Origin of the sequence: Bacillus piscicola (genome assembly GCF_022458745.1) — a bacterium.
Taxonomy (GTDB): Bacteria; Bacillota; Bacilli; order Bacillales; family Marinococcaceae; genus Alteribacillus_A; species Alteribacillus_A piscicola.
The window spans coordinates 53,360-72,222 of the sequence record NZ_JAJJJF010000010.1; the positions used below are offsets into that span (position 1 = coordinate 53,360).

An 18,863-nucleotide genomic window follows, 5' to 3' on the forward strand; every position below is an offset into this window, starting at 1 on the left:
GATCATCAAGGTGTTCCGGCACTCTTAAAGGCGGGGTAGAATGGCTGTATTTATTAATGTATTAGTTCCAATCGTGCTTATTTTTACGGCGGGATTTCTCTTGCAAAAAAAGCAAGTATTAGAAGTGCGCTCTGTTTCGGCAGTAGCGCTTTATATTTTAACACCTGCACTCGTGTTCCGGACTTTTTATACGACAGAGGCAAACAAAGATTTATTTTTAATTTTTGCATTTTCCCTCATTTTTTTAATTGTTATGATTCTGCTAAACAAGCTGCTTGGTATCTTGTTCAAATGGGAAACGAGCACGGAGAGTGGGATGACGCTCGCGACCACGTTTATGAATTCTGGGAATTACGGCGCACCGCTAGTGTTGTTTGCGTTTGGAGAAGAGGCATTTGCTTATTCCATCATTTTCATGGTTATTCAATCGCTTATCATGAACACAGCTGGCGTGTATCTTGCGAATCGCAGCAGTTTGACCCCGGCGGATGCGTTTCGCGTCGTTTTGAAAATGCCAGTCTTCTACGCATTGATTGCGGGTGTTATCTTGCAGACGCTTGGTGTTCACATTAAAGAATCGTACTTTGATGCGGTTAATATGCTAGCGGAAGCGGCAATCCCTGTTGTCATGATTGTGCTTGGCATGCAGCTCGCAAAAATTTCTCTCGGCGCCCTCGACTGGAAAATGGTCGGCATCGGGACAACTCTCAGGCTTGCTGTATCCCCAGTGGTTGCGTTTCTCTTAACGATTCTTCTGCAGACGAATAGTCTCTTAAGCACTGTCATTATTGTATCAGCTGCAATGCCGACAGCAGCGACGATTGCGATGATAGCCGTCCAGTTTGATTCTAGTCCGCAGCTCGTCTCCAGTATCACGCTCGTCACGACGATCGCGAGTGTCCCGACGTTGTGGCTGCTCCTTACATTGCTTGGGGCATAAAAAGCAATAGGGTTAAAATATTTGCTTCTGCGAGGGCTTGGTGATGGTTTGGGTAATGTTGTTTATAACCGTATTTAATGTTATTGACTTTGTGTTTTTCTGTCATTATCCAGTAAACGATTATATTCTGTAGATCTAACAATCATACCCTCCCTGTTCCTTTATGTGGCACGGAGGGTATTTATTGATTTGGGAAAGCCGAATTGGGAGGGGAATTAATTCGAAGATTCAATCGTTTTTTTATGAGAGAAATCCCCCAGTCGTGTTGTTTTTTTTTCAATAGAATGGGCGATGCCGAGCGCAAAAATACCGATGATCAGAACCACTCCTGCGAAATAAAACGAGGCAGTAAGCGCTGACGTCACCGAGATGAAAAAGGCGGCAGCGGCTGGACCGAGCACTTGGCCGATCCCATATAAGAATGTGAGTCCTCCGATAATACCGCTGCTGGAATCGGGTGCGATCTCACGGGCTTCCGCCATCGTTAGGTTAACAATACCCATAAACGTTGCTCCGAATAATAGCGCGCCAATCAATGCCCCAACAGCGTTGAAAAATACTACAGGAACTAGCACACCGACGATTTGAAGTGCAAAAGCTGCTTGAAGGGAAGGCAATGTGCCGATGTGGGCGGATATTTTTGACCATAAGGCGCAAGAAGGAGCGGCGGCAGCACCAACCATAACCCAGGTGAGTGATGGATACGATGCAAGCAGTGGAATATCGGCTGCAAAGGCAACTAAGTATGTACCGCTAATTACATAGCCGATGCCTTCCAGTCCATAAGCAAGGCTCAGCCATGGAAGCGAACTTTTGCGGAATGATAGTTTGCTTTTGTGCCCTTTACTAGATGACTGCTTATTCGCTGGTTGTGTGGGCCGTGGATCAGCCGGCAACCTTTTCCGAATGAGTCCTACAAGTAGAAGTGAGAAAATACCAAGGCATATCCAGACTCCGTCCCAGCCGAAAAGCGGAAAAGTGATGGGAACAAGAATCCCGGTGCTCATAATGCCGAGCCCGACACCCCCGAAAAAGAGCCCCGTCCATCGGGAATAGCCGGCACGTACGAGTGCATTCATAACAATGCTTGAAATTAACACGAACACGATACCGCTCGTATAACCGCCGGTGAACCGGAGAATATGCCAGAGCCACTCTTGTTCGGTCAACCCCATTAAAAAAGTGGACGCAATATTCACTGCTAAGTGAAGGTACACGTAAAAAGCCTCTCCCTTTTTCCAAGCAAAGACACCACCAAGCAGGGCACCGGCTAAGTAGCCAAAATAATTACTTGAAGCAAGGTAACCGGCAGCTTCATTACTAAGAGAGGTGTGATCAACCATCAGTGGTAAAATCGGAGTGTAAGCAAAACGGTTGATACCCATCACGATCAATAGAACCGTTATCCCTGCCACGAGGACAGAAAGCATCTCTTTTTTGGATGAGGCTGTAATAGACATTTTCGACACATCCTATCTACTATTCCAGACTAACTCTCATTCTATCATAGACTGTTGGCTCTACCATTGTCTAAATTGACAAGAGTAGAGATTACTCGAGGTGATTTTAAGTATTTAAAACTTCAATATCGATAATCAAGTACATTTTTCATCTATCAAGAGAATATAATACGCTTTTGAAAAATTATGAAGAAAAAACAAATGAAATGGGAGGACGCTAATAATGTATTATAATTCAATACTTAAAAGTCGCACTCTCAGGAAGGAAATCAGTTATTTTTGTATAGATAAAGCAAAATAATTCAAAAGTTGTTGCTATTTAAATATATTATTATTAAAATTATATGTATTCCATATCGTAATTCATATGGCTGAACACTTTTTTTGTTTAAAGCATTTATGCTTTAAATTGCACTCTTGTGTAAAGAAATGCCGTGTTATAGTATTGTTTTAATTAAAAATGGTTTCTGAAAAATAAGAAAGGTAGCGCTTTCAACTTAATGAATTAACATTTTTTTCAAAAAATATATTTATAAAATCAATCTCTTGTTTTATATCAATACTATTCCAGAGATTATTTACAACATGAACTTAGTTTTTGTGAGGAGGGGAAAAATGGGAAGTGAAATGTTGGAATTTTTTGTAATAGGTCTTACTAATACATTTACTCCTTTTAATTTGCTAATAATTATTCTGGCTCTGGCTGCTGGGATCATTGTTGGAGCTGTCCCGGGTTTATCGGCAGCGATGGCAACAGCACTCCTTGTTCCGTTTACCTTTGGAATGAGCCCATCAACAGGTTTGGCTATGCTTGCGGCGATAGGAGTTGGGGCAGTGTATGGAGGTGGTAATTCAGCAATTTTACTCAACACACCGGGTACACCGGCTTCTGTTGCGAGCACATTTGATGGTTATCCAATGAGTCAAAGAGGCGAAGCTGATAAGGCGTTAAATACATCACTCATTAGCTCGGTTATTGGCGGGATTATCGGTTCAATATGTTTGATGTTTTTCTCGATACCTCTTTCGCGTATAGCTTTGCAGCTTGGAGCACCTGAATATTTTTGGATAACTATTTTTGCATTGACAACGATCGCATCCTTATCCCAGGGAGCTGTCTTTAAGGGAGTACTTTCGGGTGTCATTGGTTTATTAGCTGGGATGATAGGGTTGGATCCAATTACAGCGACACCGCGCTTTACTTTCGATTATTACCCTTTAATGCAAGGAATTGATATTATCGCTGCTATGATTGGGCTGTTTGCATTTTCGCAGATGCTTGTCCTAGCTGCTTCCATGAAATCAACTGTGGCAAATTACACTGCCAAAAAGGGAATATTTAAAAAAGTAACTGCTAGAATTTTAAGAAAAAGTAAACTCAATTTAACTCGATCCTCTTTAATTGGCTCAATTGTCGGCATTTTGCCTGGAGCAGGTGCGGAGATTGCATCAATGGTGTCCTACACCGAAGCAAAAAGATGGAGTAAAAACTCTGAGAAATACGGTACAGGTATTACAGATGGCATGGTGGCGAGTGAATCGGCGAATAACGCCAGCATAGGTGGGATGCTGATCCCAACTCTGACACTAGGAATTCCTGGCGGGGCCGGTGCTGCTATTATGATGGGGGCTCTGCTCACCCATGGTATTCAGCCGGGTTCAAAATTGTTCTCAAACCACGGTGATATTGTTTACACGTTCATGATATCTTTTTTATTGGCTAATATTCTATTACTTGTAGTAGGCTACTTCCTTATCAAAGTAACTGTAAAGGTATTAACTATACCGGCTAAGTATGTCATTGCCGGGATGGTTGTATTGTCGGTAATTGGCACGTATTCATTAAGAAACAGTATGCTGGACGTTACGGTGATGGTTATTTTTGGTGTCATTGGCTTTTTAGGAAAGCGAGTAGGATTGAATAATGGTGCAATTGCTTTAGGCCTGATACTAGCTCCGTTAGCCGAAAGTTCATTAGTGCAATCTTTATTGATGGCAAGCAGTGAGAACTCATTCCTTCAAGTGTTCGTATTGCGTCCTATCTCTTTGGTCTTTATTATTCTTACCATTGTTTCTTTAGGGTTACCGAGTTTATTAATGAAATATAAACGCAGGGCAGATAGTAAGAGTAGATAAAGAAAGGAGGGTACTCATTGAATAAATCTTCACGAACAGTTTACCAACATAAAGATTTCTATCTTGGTTTAGTGACGCTGTTTATTACTATATTATTAATTTGGCAGAGTCTGAATTTTCAATACCCAAGTAATGTTTTTCCGTGGGTTATAGAAGGTGTCATGGTTATTCTAAGCGTTGTTATTTTATTGAAGGCTGTAATCAATAAACAGAATACCGAAGAGGAGAAGCAGTCACCTGCCAATTGGCGGAGGATAACTGGAGTATTTGTCAGTTCGGTCTTATTTATTATTGCTATTCCCATCGTTGGCTTTTATGTATCAAGTTTAATTACAATGACACTCGTTTCTTGGTTGCTCGGGAAAGATCGTTCTATTAAAAGCTTGGGGCGAAGTTTCTTGGTTTGTGCGGTGATTACAATCTTTATCTATATTGTTTTTAGAGTATTAATCAGCGTGCCGACGCCTGAAGGGATATTAATCTAAACAGCTTTATTAATAAGAAAGGAGTGAAAGTATTTGCCTACTGTACAGAAGGTAAAAAGCGTTGAGTTAGAAAGTTTTTGCAGTAAAATCCTTCAGAAAATTGGCTTAACGAAGAATGATGCAGAACATGTATCGTCATTACTAGTAGAGGCAGATTTACGAGATCATTCTACACACGGTGTTGTTCGCTTAGCTACTTATGTTGATCTTGTGAAACATAATGTCATCAATACTCAGCCGAATATAAAAGTAGTATCAGATCGCAAAGCAACTGGCACAATTGATGGGGATCATGGATTTGGACAAATCATTGCTTCTAAGGCTATGGATCTAGCCATCCAGAAAGCGCAGACTTATGGAATAGGTATGGTTGGAGTAATAAACAGCGGGCATTTAGGTGAGTTAGGGCTGATCGCCAAGCAAGTTGTTCCGCATCGGATGGTTGGCAGTATCTCTACCAATGGCGGACCGATGATGGCTCCAACAGGAGGATCACAGCCGATTTTAGGAAACAACCCTTTTGCTGTATGTATTCCAAGAAGGAGAGACACTCCTATTGTTGTTGACATGGCATTAAGTAAAACAGCTAGAGGGAATATTATTCTAGCAGAAAAAGAGGGTAGAGAAATTCCCGAAGGTTGGGCTCTCGATCAAAGCGGCAATCCCACGACGGACCCGAAAGATGCATTATTAGGCAGCGTTCTTCCCATGGCAGGCCATAAAGGCTATTCATTAGCATTACTAAATGAGATTATGTCAAGTGCCCTAATTGGCGGAACCCCAGGCTATTCTTTAGGAATGCTTACACCTCCAGATTACGACAAGCCATTACGCGTTTCTCATTCAGTAACAGCAGTGAATATTGAACATTTTACAGAATGGGATGCTTTTCAGGATCAGCTCGATAATCTTATTGATACTATTAAGACTTCTGCAAAACAAGGAGAAACCATTTACATTCCGGGGGAGCGTTCAGAGGAATCGTATAAAAGGTTACTGAAAACAAATATTGAACTATCAGTAGGTATCATAGAAGAGTTAAAACGTTTAGGGGAAGAGTACGATGTGGCTTTTCCAGACTGAAGATAGATAAGTGAAATTAGTATGAGTAGGAAGCAATCACAAGGAGGAGATTGAATTGAGTAAAAGACAGTTTTATTTCATGAGTGTTTTAGGGTTTGTTATGCTTATTACCTTTTTAAGCGGGTGCGGCTCTTCTAACACAGAAAGTAATGCTCAAAGTGAAAGCGGGGAAGGTGCTGAAGAAATTGATTATCCTAATCAAGATGTAGATATTGTAGTGCCGTTCAAGCCAGGCGGTGCAAGTGATGCTCACGCAAGAATTCTAGAGAGGCACTTTAAGGATGAGTTTGGACATGCTCTATCTTTTATTTATAAGCCAGGTGGCGCGGCGGCAGTCGGATCGGCAGAAGTCGCTCAAATGGAAGGTGACGGCTCAACGATTATGGCAGCTAATTACCCGGACATTGTCGTACAGCCATTAACAGGTTCCGGAAGTTTTAAGAGCGAGGATTTCGAATATATAGCACAAGTATCCAGTGATCCTGCTATCCTTGCTGTACCAAGTGATAGTTCGTTCACAAGCTTGGAAGAACTAGTGAAAGAAGCAAAAGAAAAGCCCGGGGAGATTTCAATAGGGGCGCCTTTGAACACAAGTCTCCACTTATCTCTTCTCGACTTTATGGAGCAGTCAGGAATTGATGTTACGATTATCCCCTACACGGGAGGAGCGGAAGCAAAATCAAGACTGCTGGGAGGCCACCTGGACGCAGCCTGGGTCAATCTGGGGGTTATGATAGAAGAGATTGATAGTATTCAACCGCTGGCTGTGACAACGGAAGAACGATATGATCAAATTCCTGATGTTCCTACCTTTACAGAACAGGGATATGAAATCGTCTCGGCATTAGGAAGAATTTACGTAACTCCGAAAGGAATATCTGATGAGAAATTAAAGATACTGCGAGAAGGCATTAGTAATATTGCTGAAAATCCTGATTATCAAAAGGAAATGAGCAACATTGGGCAAAGTGTGAAATTTATTAATGGAGAAGAAGTAGATAAGATGGTGAATGAATATAAAGAGTATGCTAAAGAGCTAATAGAGAAACACAACTTATCAAAGTAGATAATTATACGGGGGAGGTACGGTAAGTATTTTTTCAGACCGTACCTTTTCTAGAGAATAAATATTGAAGTAGGTAATGAAAATTAGGTCTGCCAGACGGAGGAGGAGATGCTAATGCATAAAGCTATTTTTTTAAATGAAAACGATAATGTGGTGACGGTTGTTCAAGATTTAAACAAGGGAGACATTGTAATCTATCCGACATCCGACAGCGATAAAGAGCAATTAACGGTAAAAGAAGAAGTGCCCTTGGGATTCAAAGTTGCATTGCATGACATTGCAAGAAATGAGATGGTCGTTAAGTATGGTGAGACGATAGGGACTGCTTCTGCCCCTATACTAAAAGGAACGATTGTCCACACTCATAACTTACAGAGTCTCAGAGGACGCGGGGATATAGAATAAGGAGGGACGGAATAAACATGAGCTATCGTTTTTTAGGATATCAAAGAGAAAATGGTCAAGTTGGAATTCGTAATCATGTAGCGGTCATTTCAGCTATGGACAATTGTAATGCAATTGTGAATAAAATAGCCACCCAAGTTCATCATTGTCTACCTATTACAGTGTGGTATGGGAGAACTGGATTTCATGACCAAACGGAATCACCACACTTAGATGCATTAGTAGGTTTGAGCTGCAATCCTAATATTCACAGTGTGTTAGTGGTTAGTTTAGAAGAAGAATCAGCGAAAATGTTATGTAAGAAAGTGACGGAAAATACAGGGAAAACAGCTACCTATATTGCAGTCCAAAATGAAGGGAACAGCATCCTTGCTGTTGCAAAAGGGACAGAGGCAGCCGCACAGCTCGTTTCTGAAGCCACAGAACAAAGTCCATCAGAATTTGATTTAAGTCACCTTACAGTAGGGGTAGAGTGTGGTGGTTCTGATACTACTTCAGGTCTCTCTTCTAATCCGGCTTTAGGAAGAATATCAGACCTCGTAATTAAACATGGGGGAAAAGTAATTTTATCAGAAACATCGGAAATTTTAGGGGCTGAGCAGGTACTGGCAGAACGAGCTGTGAGTAATGAAGTGAAAGAGAAGTTGTTGTCTATTGTAAAGAAAGTCGATGAAGAGTCTAAGAGTTTAGGAATAAATTTGTCTGAAATAAATCCTAGCCCTGATAACAAAGCGGGAGGGTTAACAACATTAGAGGAAAAGTCACTAGGCGCAATTATTAAAGGAGGTACCAGTCCATTAGTAGAAGTGCTCGACTATGCAGAAACGCCTACTAAGAGTGGGTTTTATGTAATGGATACCCCATCTCCGGCATGTGAGTCGATTACGGCTTTATCTGCAGGAGGTGCTCAAATTATCTTGTTTGCGACGGGGAAAGGGAATATTATAGGGGCTCCGGTGTCACCAACAATTAAAGTTACAGGCAATCCAAATACTGCAGTTACTCTTGGACCCAACATCGATTATGATGTCAGCGATGTTTTTCTAGGAAAGAAAACTTTTGATGAAATAGAAGAGCCTTTCATGGACTTTATAATGAAAGTAGCATCAGGGAAGAAAACAAAATCTGAAATTTTGGGAGAAGAAGAAGTTGTCATTAAGCCTTCTCCATTAAGCATCTAACTAACCAAAATACTAGTGTCTGTTTTTCTTTAGCGAACTGGTTTTGTATGCTGCGTCCCTTATCTGATTTGACAAGGAGACTAGGAATGTTCTAAACTTTGAATAAATCGAAAATATTGCTGTAGGCCACTTTGTCCTGCCCTGTACTGTGCAGGGATCAGGAACCGAAGGTCGAGAGCATAAATAATAACCACTAGGGGTGCCTTTTAGAGGGGCTGAGATTAAAATGTGCTTTTAAAACCCTTGAACCTGAACTGGGTGATACCAGCGGAGGAAAGTGGAACAGCCACGGGCTTTTTTATGACGGCGACCCACTTTCTGAACTTGGAAAGTGGTTTTTTTGGTGTGGTAGAGAATGTGAAAAGGGTGGCGGATGTGACGTTACACGTTATCTCAACAGGGGTACAGCCGCTTGAAACGTGGCTTGAGATCACCAAGCAGGTCTACCCCTATGTGGACTATATTCATATACGGGAAAAAGCATGGCCGCTTACAAAAATAGAGGCGGCAGCCGAGCAGTTCCTTGCGGCAGGTATGCCTGCGGGAAAGCTGATTCTTAATTCTCATCCCGAATTGGCTGCTCGTCTTGGCTTAGGGGGAGCGCACTTGCCGGAAAATGCTGTTGTGCCGCCCGCGCAAGGAAGCGATGTTTGGGGCTGCTCTGTCCATAGTGTGGAAAGCGCTGTCCAAAAAGCAGAGGCGGGTGCGGATTATTTGTTTTACGGCCATATTTTCGAGACGAAGAGCAAACAAGGTCTTGCCTCGCGTGGTTTAAGGGAGCTGAGAGAAGCAGCCCACTCCGTTCGGTGCCCGGTCATCGCAATCGGGGGTATTACACCAGAGCGTACAGCGTTATGCCTTGAGAATGGAGCAGCAGGAATTGCGGTTATGTCCGGCGTTTACAAGGCACATGATCCACTTACAAGAATTCAAGCGTACCATGCTGCATTACATAAGGGGGGATCGGATGAATAACAGCTATGACGTAATTATAGTAGGAGGCGGAGTGAATGGGTGCTCGTCCGCGTATCAGCTCGCGAAACGAGGATACCGGACGCTCGTACTGGAGCGAGGCAGAGTCGCAGGGGAAGCGTCGAGTGCTGCAGCGGGAATGTTGGGAGCTCAGGTGGAGATTAGTGAAAAAGGACCATTTTTTGATTTTGCCCGTACAAGCCGTGACATGTTTCGTGATCTTGTTCCGGAGCTTGAAGAACGTGCCGGAATGTCCGTTTCTTATGTACAAAACGGGATGTTGAAAGTTGCGTGTTCCGAGGTGGAAAAAACACGCCTCCGCAGTATGCTGTCTTTCCAGAAACAAACCGATGAACAAGTGGAATGGTGGGGACGAGAAGAACTCTCCTGTAGAGAGCCGGCACTCAGTGATCAAGCAGCTGGGGCCCTTTTCATCCCAAGAGACAGCCAGGTAAAAGCTGAGGAACTGACACTGGCATATGCCCGTGCAGCTGCATCATACGGAGCTGACATCAAAGAATTCACTCAGGTCACTTCTTTGCTCCAACAAAGCGGGAGAGTATACGGCGCAACAACAACAGAAGGTGACGTGTACGCGGCTCACGTTATTCTGGCAGCCGGTGCGTGGACCGATATGATCCCAGAAGCGGCCGATTTAAAGATGGTGCCGGTGAAAGGGGAAATATTGTCGGTTCGTCCGGCGGTACCGCTTATTACGAGCACCATTCATGCAGCTGACTTTTACCTCGTGCCGAAAGCAGGCGGTTCGCTCATTATCGGTGCGACTGAGCATGAGGGTGTGAAAGATAAAAAAGTGACTGCAGCTTCTGTTCAGCATTTGCTGACTAAAGCGATCGCCCTTGTCCCACAAGTTGCGGAAGCCGAATTTGAACGAGCATGGACCGGGGTGCGTCCCCAGTCAGCAGATGAAAAGCCATACCTCGGCGCGGCTCATTTAGAGGGTCTTTGGGTCGCGGCCGGACATTATCGCAATGGCATTTTACTTTCCGCTTTGACAGGGAAGTGGATTGCCGATTTAATCGGAGGAAATCCGGTCGACCCTGACTGGGAGAAGGAGTTTTCTCCGCTTCGCATGACAGATAGAAAGGAGAATGGCGTTGAAATTAACCATTAATGGTATAGAAAAGCAAGTACCGGCCGACTTGAATACTGTAAGCAGGCTACTTACTCACCTAGAGTTGGGGGAGAAAAAAGCAGTCATCGAACGAAACGGCAAGATTTTACGAAAAGACGAGCATGAACAAGAGCCGGTGGCATCAGGTGACACGATCGAAATTGTTCATTTCGTCGGAGGAGGATAAACAGTATGTTAACGATTGGACCTTATACTTTTTCATCACGGCTTTTTTTAGGAACAGGTAAATATAAAACAGCAGAAGAACAGGAAAAAGCGGTACGCGCCTCGGAGACGGAGGTATTGACGTTTGCGGTCCGCCGAATGAACATCTTTGACGACAGCCAGCCGGATCCATTTGAAAATATGGATCTCTCTGGTTTTAAGCTGCTTCCCAACACTGCAGGCGCAAAAAATGCGGAGGAAGCGGTGCGAATTGCAAAAATGGCGAAAGCCGCGGACATGTGTGACATGGTGAAAGTAGAAGTGATCGGTTGTAACAAAACGCTCTTGCCAGACCCGGTAGAGACACTGCGTGCATCGGAGCAGCTACTTGAAGAAGGCTTTACCGTGCTGACATACACTTCCGATGATGTCGTCTTGGCACGTCGTCTTCAAGACCTTGGTATTCATGCGATTATGCCGGGAGCGGCACCGATCGGAACGGGGCTTGGTATCATTAATCCATATAACTTACAGCATATTATTGAACAAGCAGAAGTGCCTGTTATTGTTGATGCCGGTATTGGAAGTCCGAAAGACGCTTGTTATTCGATGGAGCTTGGAGCGGATGGCGTACTCCTGAATACAGCTGTTTCAGATGCAAGCAATCCGGCGAAAATGGCAGAAGCGATGAAGTATGCTGTGAAAGCTGGTCGCTTAGGCGGAGAAGCTGGCCGTATCGAAAAGAAATTTTACGCAGCAGCCAGCAGTCCGACAGAAGGATTGAGCAGAGTTTGAGCGATGAACGGTACTCACGACAAAAACTGTTTTACGGTATCGGACCTCGCGGACAGGAGTTAATCCGAACGAAACATGCACTCATCATCGGGGCAGGAGCGCTCGGGAGTGCTGCCGCTGAAACGCTGGTGCGCGCTGGTATCGGTAAAGTGACAATTGTTGACCGTGATTTTGTTGAGTACAGTAACTTGCACCGTCAGCAGCTATATACGGAGCAGGACGCAGCTGACAAAATACCGAAAGCAGAAGCTGCGAAACGCATGCTTCGTCGTATTAACCAAGATACTGAAGTGATCGCTGTGACCGGTGAAGCGGACCTGGCTGTACTTGAAGACGTCCTTCCTGTTGATATCGTCATCGATGCGCTCGATAATTTTGACACGCGCATGCTGATCAATGATTTTGCGCAGAAACACGAACTTCCATGGGTACACGGTGCCTGCATCGGCAGTTACGGGATTACGTTTACAGTGCTTCCGGGGAAAACGCCGTGCCTGCACTGCTTAATGGAGACAATCCCGCTCGACGGGGAGACATGTGATACAGCCGGAATTATTGCGCCTACTGTGCAGATGGTCAGTGCCTATCAGACGGCGGAAGCCTTGAAACTCTTGACAGAAAAGACAGAAGCGCTCCGCGGCACATTATTATCCTTTGATTTATGGACAAATGAATCGACATCCGTAAACGTAAATCGGTTGAAGAACGAGGACTGCCCATCATGCGGAACAAGCGCCAGTTTTCCGTTCTTGCAGTATGAAAATCGGACAAAGACAGAAGTACTCTGCGGACGTAATGCTGTCCAAGTACGGCCGGCGAAAGAGCAGTTTATTTCGCTTCCTGAGCTCAAAAAACGCTATCCTAAAGCGGTTCAGCAAGAAAATCACTTTCTTCTCGTTCTTGAGCTGGAGGAAAGGCGCTTTGTCATTTTCAAAGATGGGCGCACGATTATTCACGGGGAACCGGATAAAGTATCAGCACGTTCGTTATACCAGAAATATATTGGCGGCTAGTGATAGCAGAAGTTTTAAATAGTTATTATATAGGGTATAGAGTAAAGCGCAAGCGCTGCCTTGTTTAGAGAAATAATTCAGGGCGCTTGCGCTTTTCTTTCTTGGATTAGAAGGTTTTTTTGAAAACAAAACGAAAAGTATTATAGGAAGTGAAGAAAGGGTATAAATTCCTTGCAATAGATGGTTTACGAATTATGGCTGGACATGATACCTTTTGTTTGCAATCCAAAAATTGAATCTATCAATGGAGTGGAGGTAATGGCATGAATATTCTTGTTGCAGGTGGGGATGGGTTTTGCGGCTGGCCGACAGCATTATATCTATCCAAACAAGGACATGACGTTTCAATAATTGATAATATGTTTAGAAGAAAGTGGGATGAAGAGTTACATTCGAACTCGCTCACGCCAATCGCGACGCTGGAAGAACGCGTGGCGAAGTGGAAGGAACTGACAGGAAAAGAAATACGTACATACGATGGTGACCTAAATCACTATGATTTTTTACGAGAGGTATTAAAGCGGGAGAAGCCGGATGCTTTCGTTCACTTTGCCGAGCAGCGGGCAGCGCCTTACTCGATGATTGACCGGGAGCATGCGGTTTTTACTCAAGTAAATAATGTCGCCGGTACGTTAAATGTACTGTATGGCATTAAGGAAATTGTTCCAGACTGTCATTTGATTAAATTGGGTACAATGGGTGAATACGGCACGCCGAATATTCCGATTGAAGAAGGGTATATTGAAATTGAACATAAGGGACGGAAAGACGTACTGCCCTTCCCGAAACAACCGGGTTCTTTCTATCACTTGTCGAAAGTGCATGACAGTCATAACATTATGTTTGCATGTAAAATTTGGGGCGTTCGGGCAACTGACCTGAATCAAGGGGTCGTCTACGGCCTTCATACGGATGAGACTGAGCTCGATCCCGTTCTCGTCAACCGTCTTGATTACGACGGTATCTTTGGTACCGCGCTTAACCGATTTATTATCCAGACCGCAATCGGTCACGATATGACGGTGTACGGAAAAGGCGGACAGACACGCGGCTTTTTGAATATTAAAGATACGGTTCGCTGCATTGAAATCGCGGCGGAGAATCCTGCTGATCAGGGCGAGTTCCGGGTGTTTAACCAGTTTACGGAAGAATTCTCCGTACTTGATTTGGCGAAAATGGTCCAGAACGCAGCCGAGAAAGAAGGACTCTCTGCCAATATCGCTCACTTAGAGAATCCACGTGTTGAATTGGAGGAGCATTTCTTCCAGGCCGAAAACACAAAGCTCCGTGATCTTGGTCTGGAGCCAAACTTGCTGACGGAAGACGTGCTCCGGGGGATTCTACGTTCCGTTTTTGATCATAAAGATCGTGTCATTAAGGAAAATGTGCTTACGAACGTAACCTGGAAGTAAAATAGAGGTATTGGAGGTCAGGCACAATACCATCCTGACCTCTATTATTCCATAAACAGGGAGTGTCCTCGTTTTGAAAATAGCAATCGTAACAGAAACATTTCTTCCTTCAACGGATGGAATTGTAACGCGGCTGACAGCATGTATAGATTGGTTGCTGAACGAAGGGCATGATGTTCAGATTATTGCTCCGGATCTAGGTGTATCTACATTTAAAGGAGCGGAAATCAAAGGGGTACCAGCAACGACCTTACCGTTTTATCGTTCTAAGCAATTTGCCCTTCCGAATCGCCTCGTGAAAAAGTATTTGGCTGAATACGAGCCCGACGTCGTACATGTCGTAAATCCAGCTATTCTCGGGTACTCCGGCGTTACCGCGGCGAAAAAATTAGGAATTCCACTCGTCGCATCCTATCACACAAATGTTGCCCAATATATGGAGTATTACAATCTATCCCTTTTTAAAGGGTTAATTTGGTGGTACTTTCGCAAGTTGCATAATCAGGCTGGTTTAAACATCTGCACGTCAAAAACGGTCCAGGAAGAGTTAATCGTGCGTGATTTCTACAATGTCCATGTCTGGAAACGCGGAGTTGATACGGAGATGTTTAAACCAGGGAAATTCAGCTCCTCTGTTCGTGAGCAGTTGACAGCAGGTGAGCCGGAGCGGAAACTGCTCCTGTATGTCGGCCGGCTTGCGGCAGAAAAAGAAATTGAGAAGGTGAAAGCCGTACTTGATTCGTCGGATGAATTTGCCCTTGCGATCGTAGGGGACGGTCCGCACCGCTCTGTGCTCGAGAAGCACTTCGAAGGCACACATACCGTCTTTACTGGATTTTTACACGGTGAACAATTAGCAGAGGCATATGCCTCTGCTGATGTATTCGTTTTCCCGTCCACCACGGAAACACTCGGTCTCGTGATCGGTGAAGCCATGGCATCTGGACTGCCGCTCGTCGCTGCGAAAAGCGGACCGACATGTGAACAGATAGAAGACGGGCGCACCGGCTTATTGTATGATCCAGCAATCGACGGTGATTTCACGGCAACAGTCCGTCAATTTGAGGACGAGACGCTGCGGAAACGGCTTGCGGTTAACGCTCGTAAAGACATTGAGGATCTGGGATGGGAAGAAGCCGCGGAACAATTGCTCGGCTGGTATAAGGACATTACAGGTATACACGGTGAAAGTGGCCAACAACAAAAGCTGACTTGACGGAGATGAGATGCTTCTTCTTCTTCAAGCTTGCCATCAGAAGGGATACCATGAAGAAAACCGCCAATTCAAAAGGACCATTCCAGTTTCTACAATTCAGCATTATCGGGATTGCTAATGCCGGTGTGGATATCGGAACATTGAATCTCTTACTGCTCTTGTTTCCTACGGATGATAGGGTAGTTCTTGTTGTTTTCAATACAATTGCCTATTCGCTGGCGGTGGCGAACAGTTATTTTTGGAATGCATCGATTACTTTCCGGCATACAGTAGAGAAGAGCGGACGCCAGCGGTTATTGTTTATTCTGCAAGGCATTGTGAGTCTTGGTGTAAGTAATCTTGTATTTCTGGGACTTGCAGATATTTTGCAGTTATTTCCAATCCCGCGCTGGTTCCGCTACAACCTTGCAAAAGGTATAGCGATGTTTTTATCTTTTACGGCAAGTTTTTTTATGATTAAATATTTTGTTTTCAAGAAGAAAAAACACCAAACATATAATCGATGACCCCCGCTGTTTGGAGCAGGGGGTTTTTTAATGGTTGCACACACCAAAAACAGAATACAGACATAATAATAAAAAAGGTATTTACAAAACAAACGAAGTATACTAGACTTTTACTTGAAAGTTGCACTAGGTAAAAAAATATTACTTAATAAAATTAATTGGTTAATAGTGAATAGTGTGAGTGTAGGGAAATATTTCAGGAGGGGTAAACGATGAGCGGAACAATCAGTGTTGATCATTTGCATGTGTCTTACCACGGAAAAGAAGTCATTCATGATGTTAGTTTTTCCTTTGATGAGGGGAAATTAATTGGAATTCTCGGCCCAAACGGAGCGGGAAAGTCTACGCTCATGAAAGCGGTGCTCGGTCTAATCCCGCGCGACACCGGCAAAGTAATGGTATCAGGACGGCCATTGGAGCAAGTGAGAACGAACATTTCTTATGTACCACAGCGTTCCAATATTGATTGGGATTTTCCGATTAAGGTAAAAGATACTGTCCTCTTGGGCACATATCCCAAACTGGGTGTCCTCCGCCGTCCGAAACGGGCTGACAAAAAATGGGCGCTTGAATGTTTAGAAAAAGTAGGCATGGCTGATTTTGCAAACAGCCAGATCGGCGAACTGTCAGGAGGACAACAGCAGAGAGTATTTATCGCACGGGCGCTTGCTCAAAAAGCAGACTATTTCTTTCTGGATGAACCGTTCGTCGGCATTGACGTGGCGAGTGAAGAAGTGATTATTAACATATTAAAAAACTTACGTGATGCCGGGAAAGTTATTTTTGTCGTCCATCATGATTTAACGAAGGTTGAGGAATACTTTGATGATTTAATCTTGATCAATAAAGAACTGTACGGTGCAGGCCCGGTCGAGAACGTTTTCCAGACAGATTTAATGCAAAAGGCGTATCAAACACCATCGATGCTGATGGGGAATTTGGGGGTCAGCGTGTAATGGAGTTTGTCCAGGATCTACTCACCTATGAATTTCTGCAGAAAGCGTTTGTGACTTCGATAGTTGTTGGGATTATTTGCGGGGTCATCGGCAGTTTTATCGTACTCCGAGGGATGGCGCTGATGGGAGACGCGATCTCGCACGCTGTTCTCCCAGGAGTCGCAATTTCGTATATGCTCGGTATTAATTACTTTTATGGGGCAGTTGCCACAGGCATTTTGACTGCGCTCGGTATTGGTGTCATCAGCCAAAACAGCCGGGTGAAAACAGACTCTTCGATCGGGCTCGTCTTTTCGGCAGCCTTTGCGGTTGGGATAATATTGATTACACTTGCCCAAAGTGCGACCGATTTGACCCAGATTTTATTCGGTAATGTCTTGTCTGTGCGGACGTCCGACATGTGGCTCACGATTATCGTGGGCGGGATCGTTTTACTTGCCGTTATTCTCTTTTACAAGGAACTTCTCGTGTCAAGCTTTGATGAAACGATGGCAGCTGCTTACGGTCTAAAAACTAGGTTGATTCATTACGGCATTATGCTGCTCTTGACACTGGTCACTGTAGCATCACTACAAACAGTCGGTGTCATCCTCGTTGTTTCCATGTTAATCACACCGGCATCTACTGCTTATCTTTTAACAAACCGTTTGTCATCGATGCTCGTTTTAGCTGCATTTTTCGGTGCCTTTTCATCAGTGATCGGCCTGTATTTTAGTTTTCTTTATAATTTACCATCCGGTCCCGTCATTGCAATTGCGACAACTGTATTATTTTTGTTAGCCTTTATTTTTTCACCAAAACAGGGCGTGCTCTGGCGGATACTGAAGGTGAACAAACAAAGAACAGCCGTTAGTAAAGAGGTAAGCTAATTCATGTTAACAGGCTTACCTATGCAATAAACATCAAAAGGAGAGAGAAAGAGACATGGGGAATTGGGGAAAAGGATTTGTAGGAATAGTGTTTTTCGGCATGATGGTACTTCTGTTGGCTGCGTGCGGAGGCGGAGAAACAGGTGCCGCTGATGACGTAGGAAGCGCGGAGAATCCACTTCAGGTTGTGACGTCGTTTACGATTATTCAAGATATGGCTAGAGAAATTGGCGGAGATGATGTGGAAATCCATAACCTTGTACCAACGGGCACGGATCCTCACGAGTATGAGCCGCTGCCAGAAGACATCAAGAAAGCAACCGATGCAGATGTACTTTTTTACAATGGCTTGAATCTTGAAGGTGGAGAAAAAGGCTGGTTTTTTAAAATGATCGACTCTGTTGGGCAAGACGAAGCAAATGTTTACAGTTTGACAGAGGAAGTCGAACCGATGTATATCGGAGGACACGATGGGAAAGTAGAAGAAATAAATCCCCATGCTTTTATCAATCCGAACGTCGGCATTCAGATGGCAGAAGCGATGCGGGATGCGTTAATGGAAGCCGACCCTGAACGAAAAGACGCCTATGAAGAAAGAGGAAATAAATACATTGATCGTTTAAAAGATATTGAAGCCGAATATGCTGGGAAAATTGACGATATTCCTAAGGAAAACCGGGTACTTGTGACAAGTGAGCGTGCTTTCCAATATTTGGCTAGTCAATATGGCTTGGAAGAGGCATTTATCTGGGAAATTGACACAGAAGAAAACGGATCTCCAGAGCAAATCAAATCACTAGTGAACTACATTAAGGAAAGCGATGTACCGGTCTTGTTTGTAGAATCAAACGTTGATCCGCGTCCAATGGAAACCGTTTCAAAAGAAAGCGGTGTTCCAATCTTTGAAAAGCCGATCTACTCCGATGAAATAGGAAAGCCAGGAGAAGAAGTAGATACGTATGTGAAGTATTTAAATTATAATATTAAGCTCATCCACGATGGCTTAAAGAAATAACAAAAAGACCGAAGTGCGTGGGGAAAACTCCTCGTACTTCGGCCTTTTTTGCT

19 protein-coding genes and 1 riboswitch are annotated in these 18,863 nt (G+C 43.9%); of the genes, 18 read left to right on the plus strand and 1 reads right to left on the minus strand.

The genetic code is table 11. The features are described from left to right. Positions 1-40: 40 nt before the first annotated feature. Positions 41-940, plus strand: coding sequence for an AEC family transporter (locus LOR49_RS13925; RefSeq protein WP_240377361.1), 900 nt, complete (start codon positions 41-43; stop codon positions 938-940). 215 nt (positions 941-1,155) lie between these two features. Here the strand turns inward: LOR49_RS13925 and LOR49_RS13930 are convergent, their stop codons facing one another. Then, a complete protein-coding gene (locus LOR49_RS13930; RefSeq protein ID WP_240377364.1) occupies positions 1,156-2,400 on the minus strand; it encodes a YbfB/YjiJ family MFS transporter in 1,245 nt (414 codons plus the stop codon). Positions 2,401-3,015: 615 nt separating this feature from the next. Here LOR49_RS13930 and LOR49_RS13935 point away from each other — a divergent pair. From LOR49_RS13935 to LOR49_RS14015, 17 genes are all read left to right on the plus strand, one after another. Further along, positions 3,016-4,536, plus strand: a complete 1,521-nt coding sequence (locus LOR49_RS13935; protein WP_240377365.1) for a tripartite tricarboxylate transporter permease — start codon at positions 3,016-3,018, stop codon at positions 4,534-4,536. Between the two features lie 17 nt (positions 4,537-4,553). Continuing rightward, positions 4,554-5,021, plus strand: coding sequence for a tripartite tricarboxylate transporter TctB family protein (locus LOR49_RS13940; RefSeq protein ID WP_240377367.1), 468 nt, complete (start codon positions 4,554-4,556; stop codon positions 5,019-5,021). Between the two features lie 33 nt (positions 5,022-5,054). After that, positions 5,055-6,104, plus strand: a complete 1,050-nt coding sequence (locus LOR49_RS13945) for an Ldh family oxidoreductase (protein WP_240377369.1) — start codon at positions 5,055-5,057, stop codon at positions 6,102-6,104. Between the two features lie 55 nt (positions 6,105-6,159). Further along, positions 6,160-7,170 carry a tripartite tricarboxylate transporter substrate binding protein gene (locus tag LOR49_RS13950; protein WP_240377371.1) on the plus strand — a complete coding sequence of 337 codons (1,011 nt, stop codon included), beginning with the start codon at positions 6,160-6,162 and terminating at the stop codon, positions 7,168-7,170. Positions 7,171-7,284: 114 nt separating this feature from the next. Then, the gene (locus LOR49_RS13955; protein WP_240377373.1) at positions 7,285-7,575 is read left to right on the plus strand and encodes a UxaA family hydrolase; all 291 of its coding nucleotides are present in this window, start codon (positions 7,285-7,287) and stop codon (positions 7,573-7,575) included. Between the two features lie 17 nt (positions 7,576-7,592). Further along, positions 7,593-8,756 (plus strand): UxaA family hydrolase, encoded by a 1,164-nt coding sequence (locus LOR49_RS13960; RefSeq protein ID WP_240377375.1) that lies wholly within the window; start codon positions 7,593-7,595, stop codon positions 8,754-8,756. Positions 8,757-8,941: 185 nt separating this feature from the next. Then, a riboswitch (TPP riboswitch) is annotated at positions 8,942-9,049 on the plus strand. A 7-nt stretch (positions 9,050-9,056) separates the two neighbouring features. Continuing rightward, complete coding sequence (locus LOR49_RS13965) at positions 9,057-9,731, plus strand: thiamine phosphate synthase (protein ID WP_240377377.1); 675 nt, start codon at positions 9,057-9,059, stop codon at positions 9,729-9,731. Next, entirely contained in the window at positions 9,724-10,863 is a 1,140-nt protein-coding gene (gene thiO / locus LOR49_RS13970) for a glycine oxidase ThiO (RefSeq protein WP_240377378.1), read from the plus strand. Before LOR49_RS13965 ends, thiO begins: the two co-directional genes overlap by 8 nt. Further along, positions 10,847-11,050: a sulfur carrier protein ThiS gene (gene thiS, locus LOR49_RS13975; protein ID WP_240377380.1), complete on the plus strand. Its 204-nt coding sequence runs from the start codon at positions 10,847-10,849 to the stop codon at positions 11,048-11,050. Before thiO ends, thiS begins: the two co-directional genes overlap by 17 nt. Before the next feature lie 5 nt (positions 11,051-11,055). Further along, positions 11,056-11,823 carry a thiazole synthase gene (locus LOR49_RS13980; RefSeq protein ID WP_240377382.1) on the plus strand — a complete coding sequence of 256 codons (768 nt, stop codon included), beginning with the start codon at positions 11,056-11,058 and terminating at the stop codon, positions 11,821-11,823. Then, a complete protein-coding gene (locus LOR49_RS13985) occupies positions 11,820-12,836 on the plus strand; it encodes a ThiF family adenylyltransferase (protein ID WP_240377384.1) in 1,017 nt (338 codons plus the stop codon). Before LOR49_RS13980 ends, LOR49_RS13985 begins: the two co-directional genes overlap by 4 nt. 263 nt (positions 12,837-13,099) lie before the next feature. Next, positions 13,100-14,248: an NAD-dependent epimerase/dehydratase family protein gene (locus LOR49_RS13990; RefSeq protein ID WP_240377386.1), complete on the plus strand. Its 1,149-nt coding sequence runs from the start codon at positions 13,100-13,102 to the stop codon at positions 14,246-14,248. Positions 14,249-14,321: 73 nt separating this feature from the next. After that, positions 14,322-15,464: a glycosyltransferase family 4 protein gene (locus tag LOR49_RS13995; RefSeq protein WP_240377389.1), complete on the plus strand. Its 1,143-nt coding sequence runs from the start codon at positions 14,322-14,324 to the stop codon at positions 15,462-15,464. A gap of 50 nt (positions 15,465-15,514) precedes the next feature. Further along, the gene (locus LOR49_RS14000) at positions 15,515-15,970 is read left to right on the plus strand and encodes a GtrA family protein (RefSeq protein WP_240377392.1); all 456 of its coding nucleotides are present in this window, start codon (positions 15,515-15,517) and stop codon (positions 15,968-15,970) included. Positions 15,971-16,182: 212 nt separating this feature from the next. Next, on the plus strand, positions 16,183-16,926 hold the full coding sequence (locus LOR49_RS14005) for a metal ABC transporter ATP-binding protein (RefSeq protein WP_240377393.1): 744 nt from the start codon (positions 16,183-16,185) through the stop codon (positions 16,924-16,926). After that, on the plus strand, positions 16,926-17,795 hold the full coding sequence (locus LOR49_RS14010) for a metal ABC transporter permease (protein WP_240377394.1): 870 nt from the start codon (positions 16,926-16,928) through the stop codon (positions 17,793-17,795). Before LOR49_RS14005 ends, LOR49_RS14010 begins: the two co-directional genes overlap by 1 nt. Before the next feature lie 55 nt (positions 17,796-17,850). Further along, positions 17,851-18,810: a metal ABC transporter solute-binding protein, Zn/Mn family gene (locus tag LOR49_RS14015; protein ID WP_240377395.1), complete on the plus strand. Its 960-nt coding sequence runs from the start codon at positions 17,851-17,853 to the stop codon at positions 18,808-18,810. Positions 18,811-18,863 lie beyond the last annotated feature (53 nt).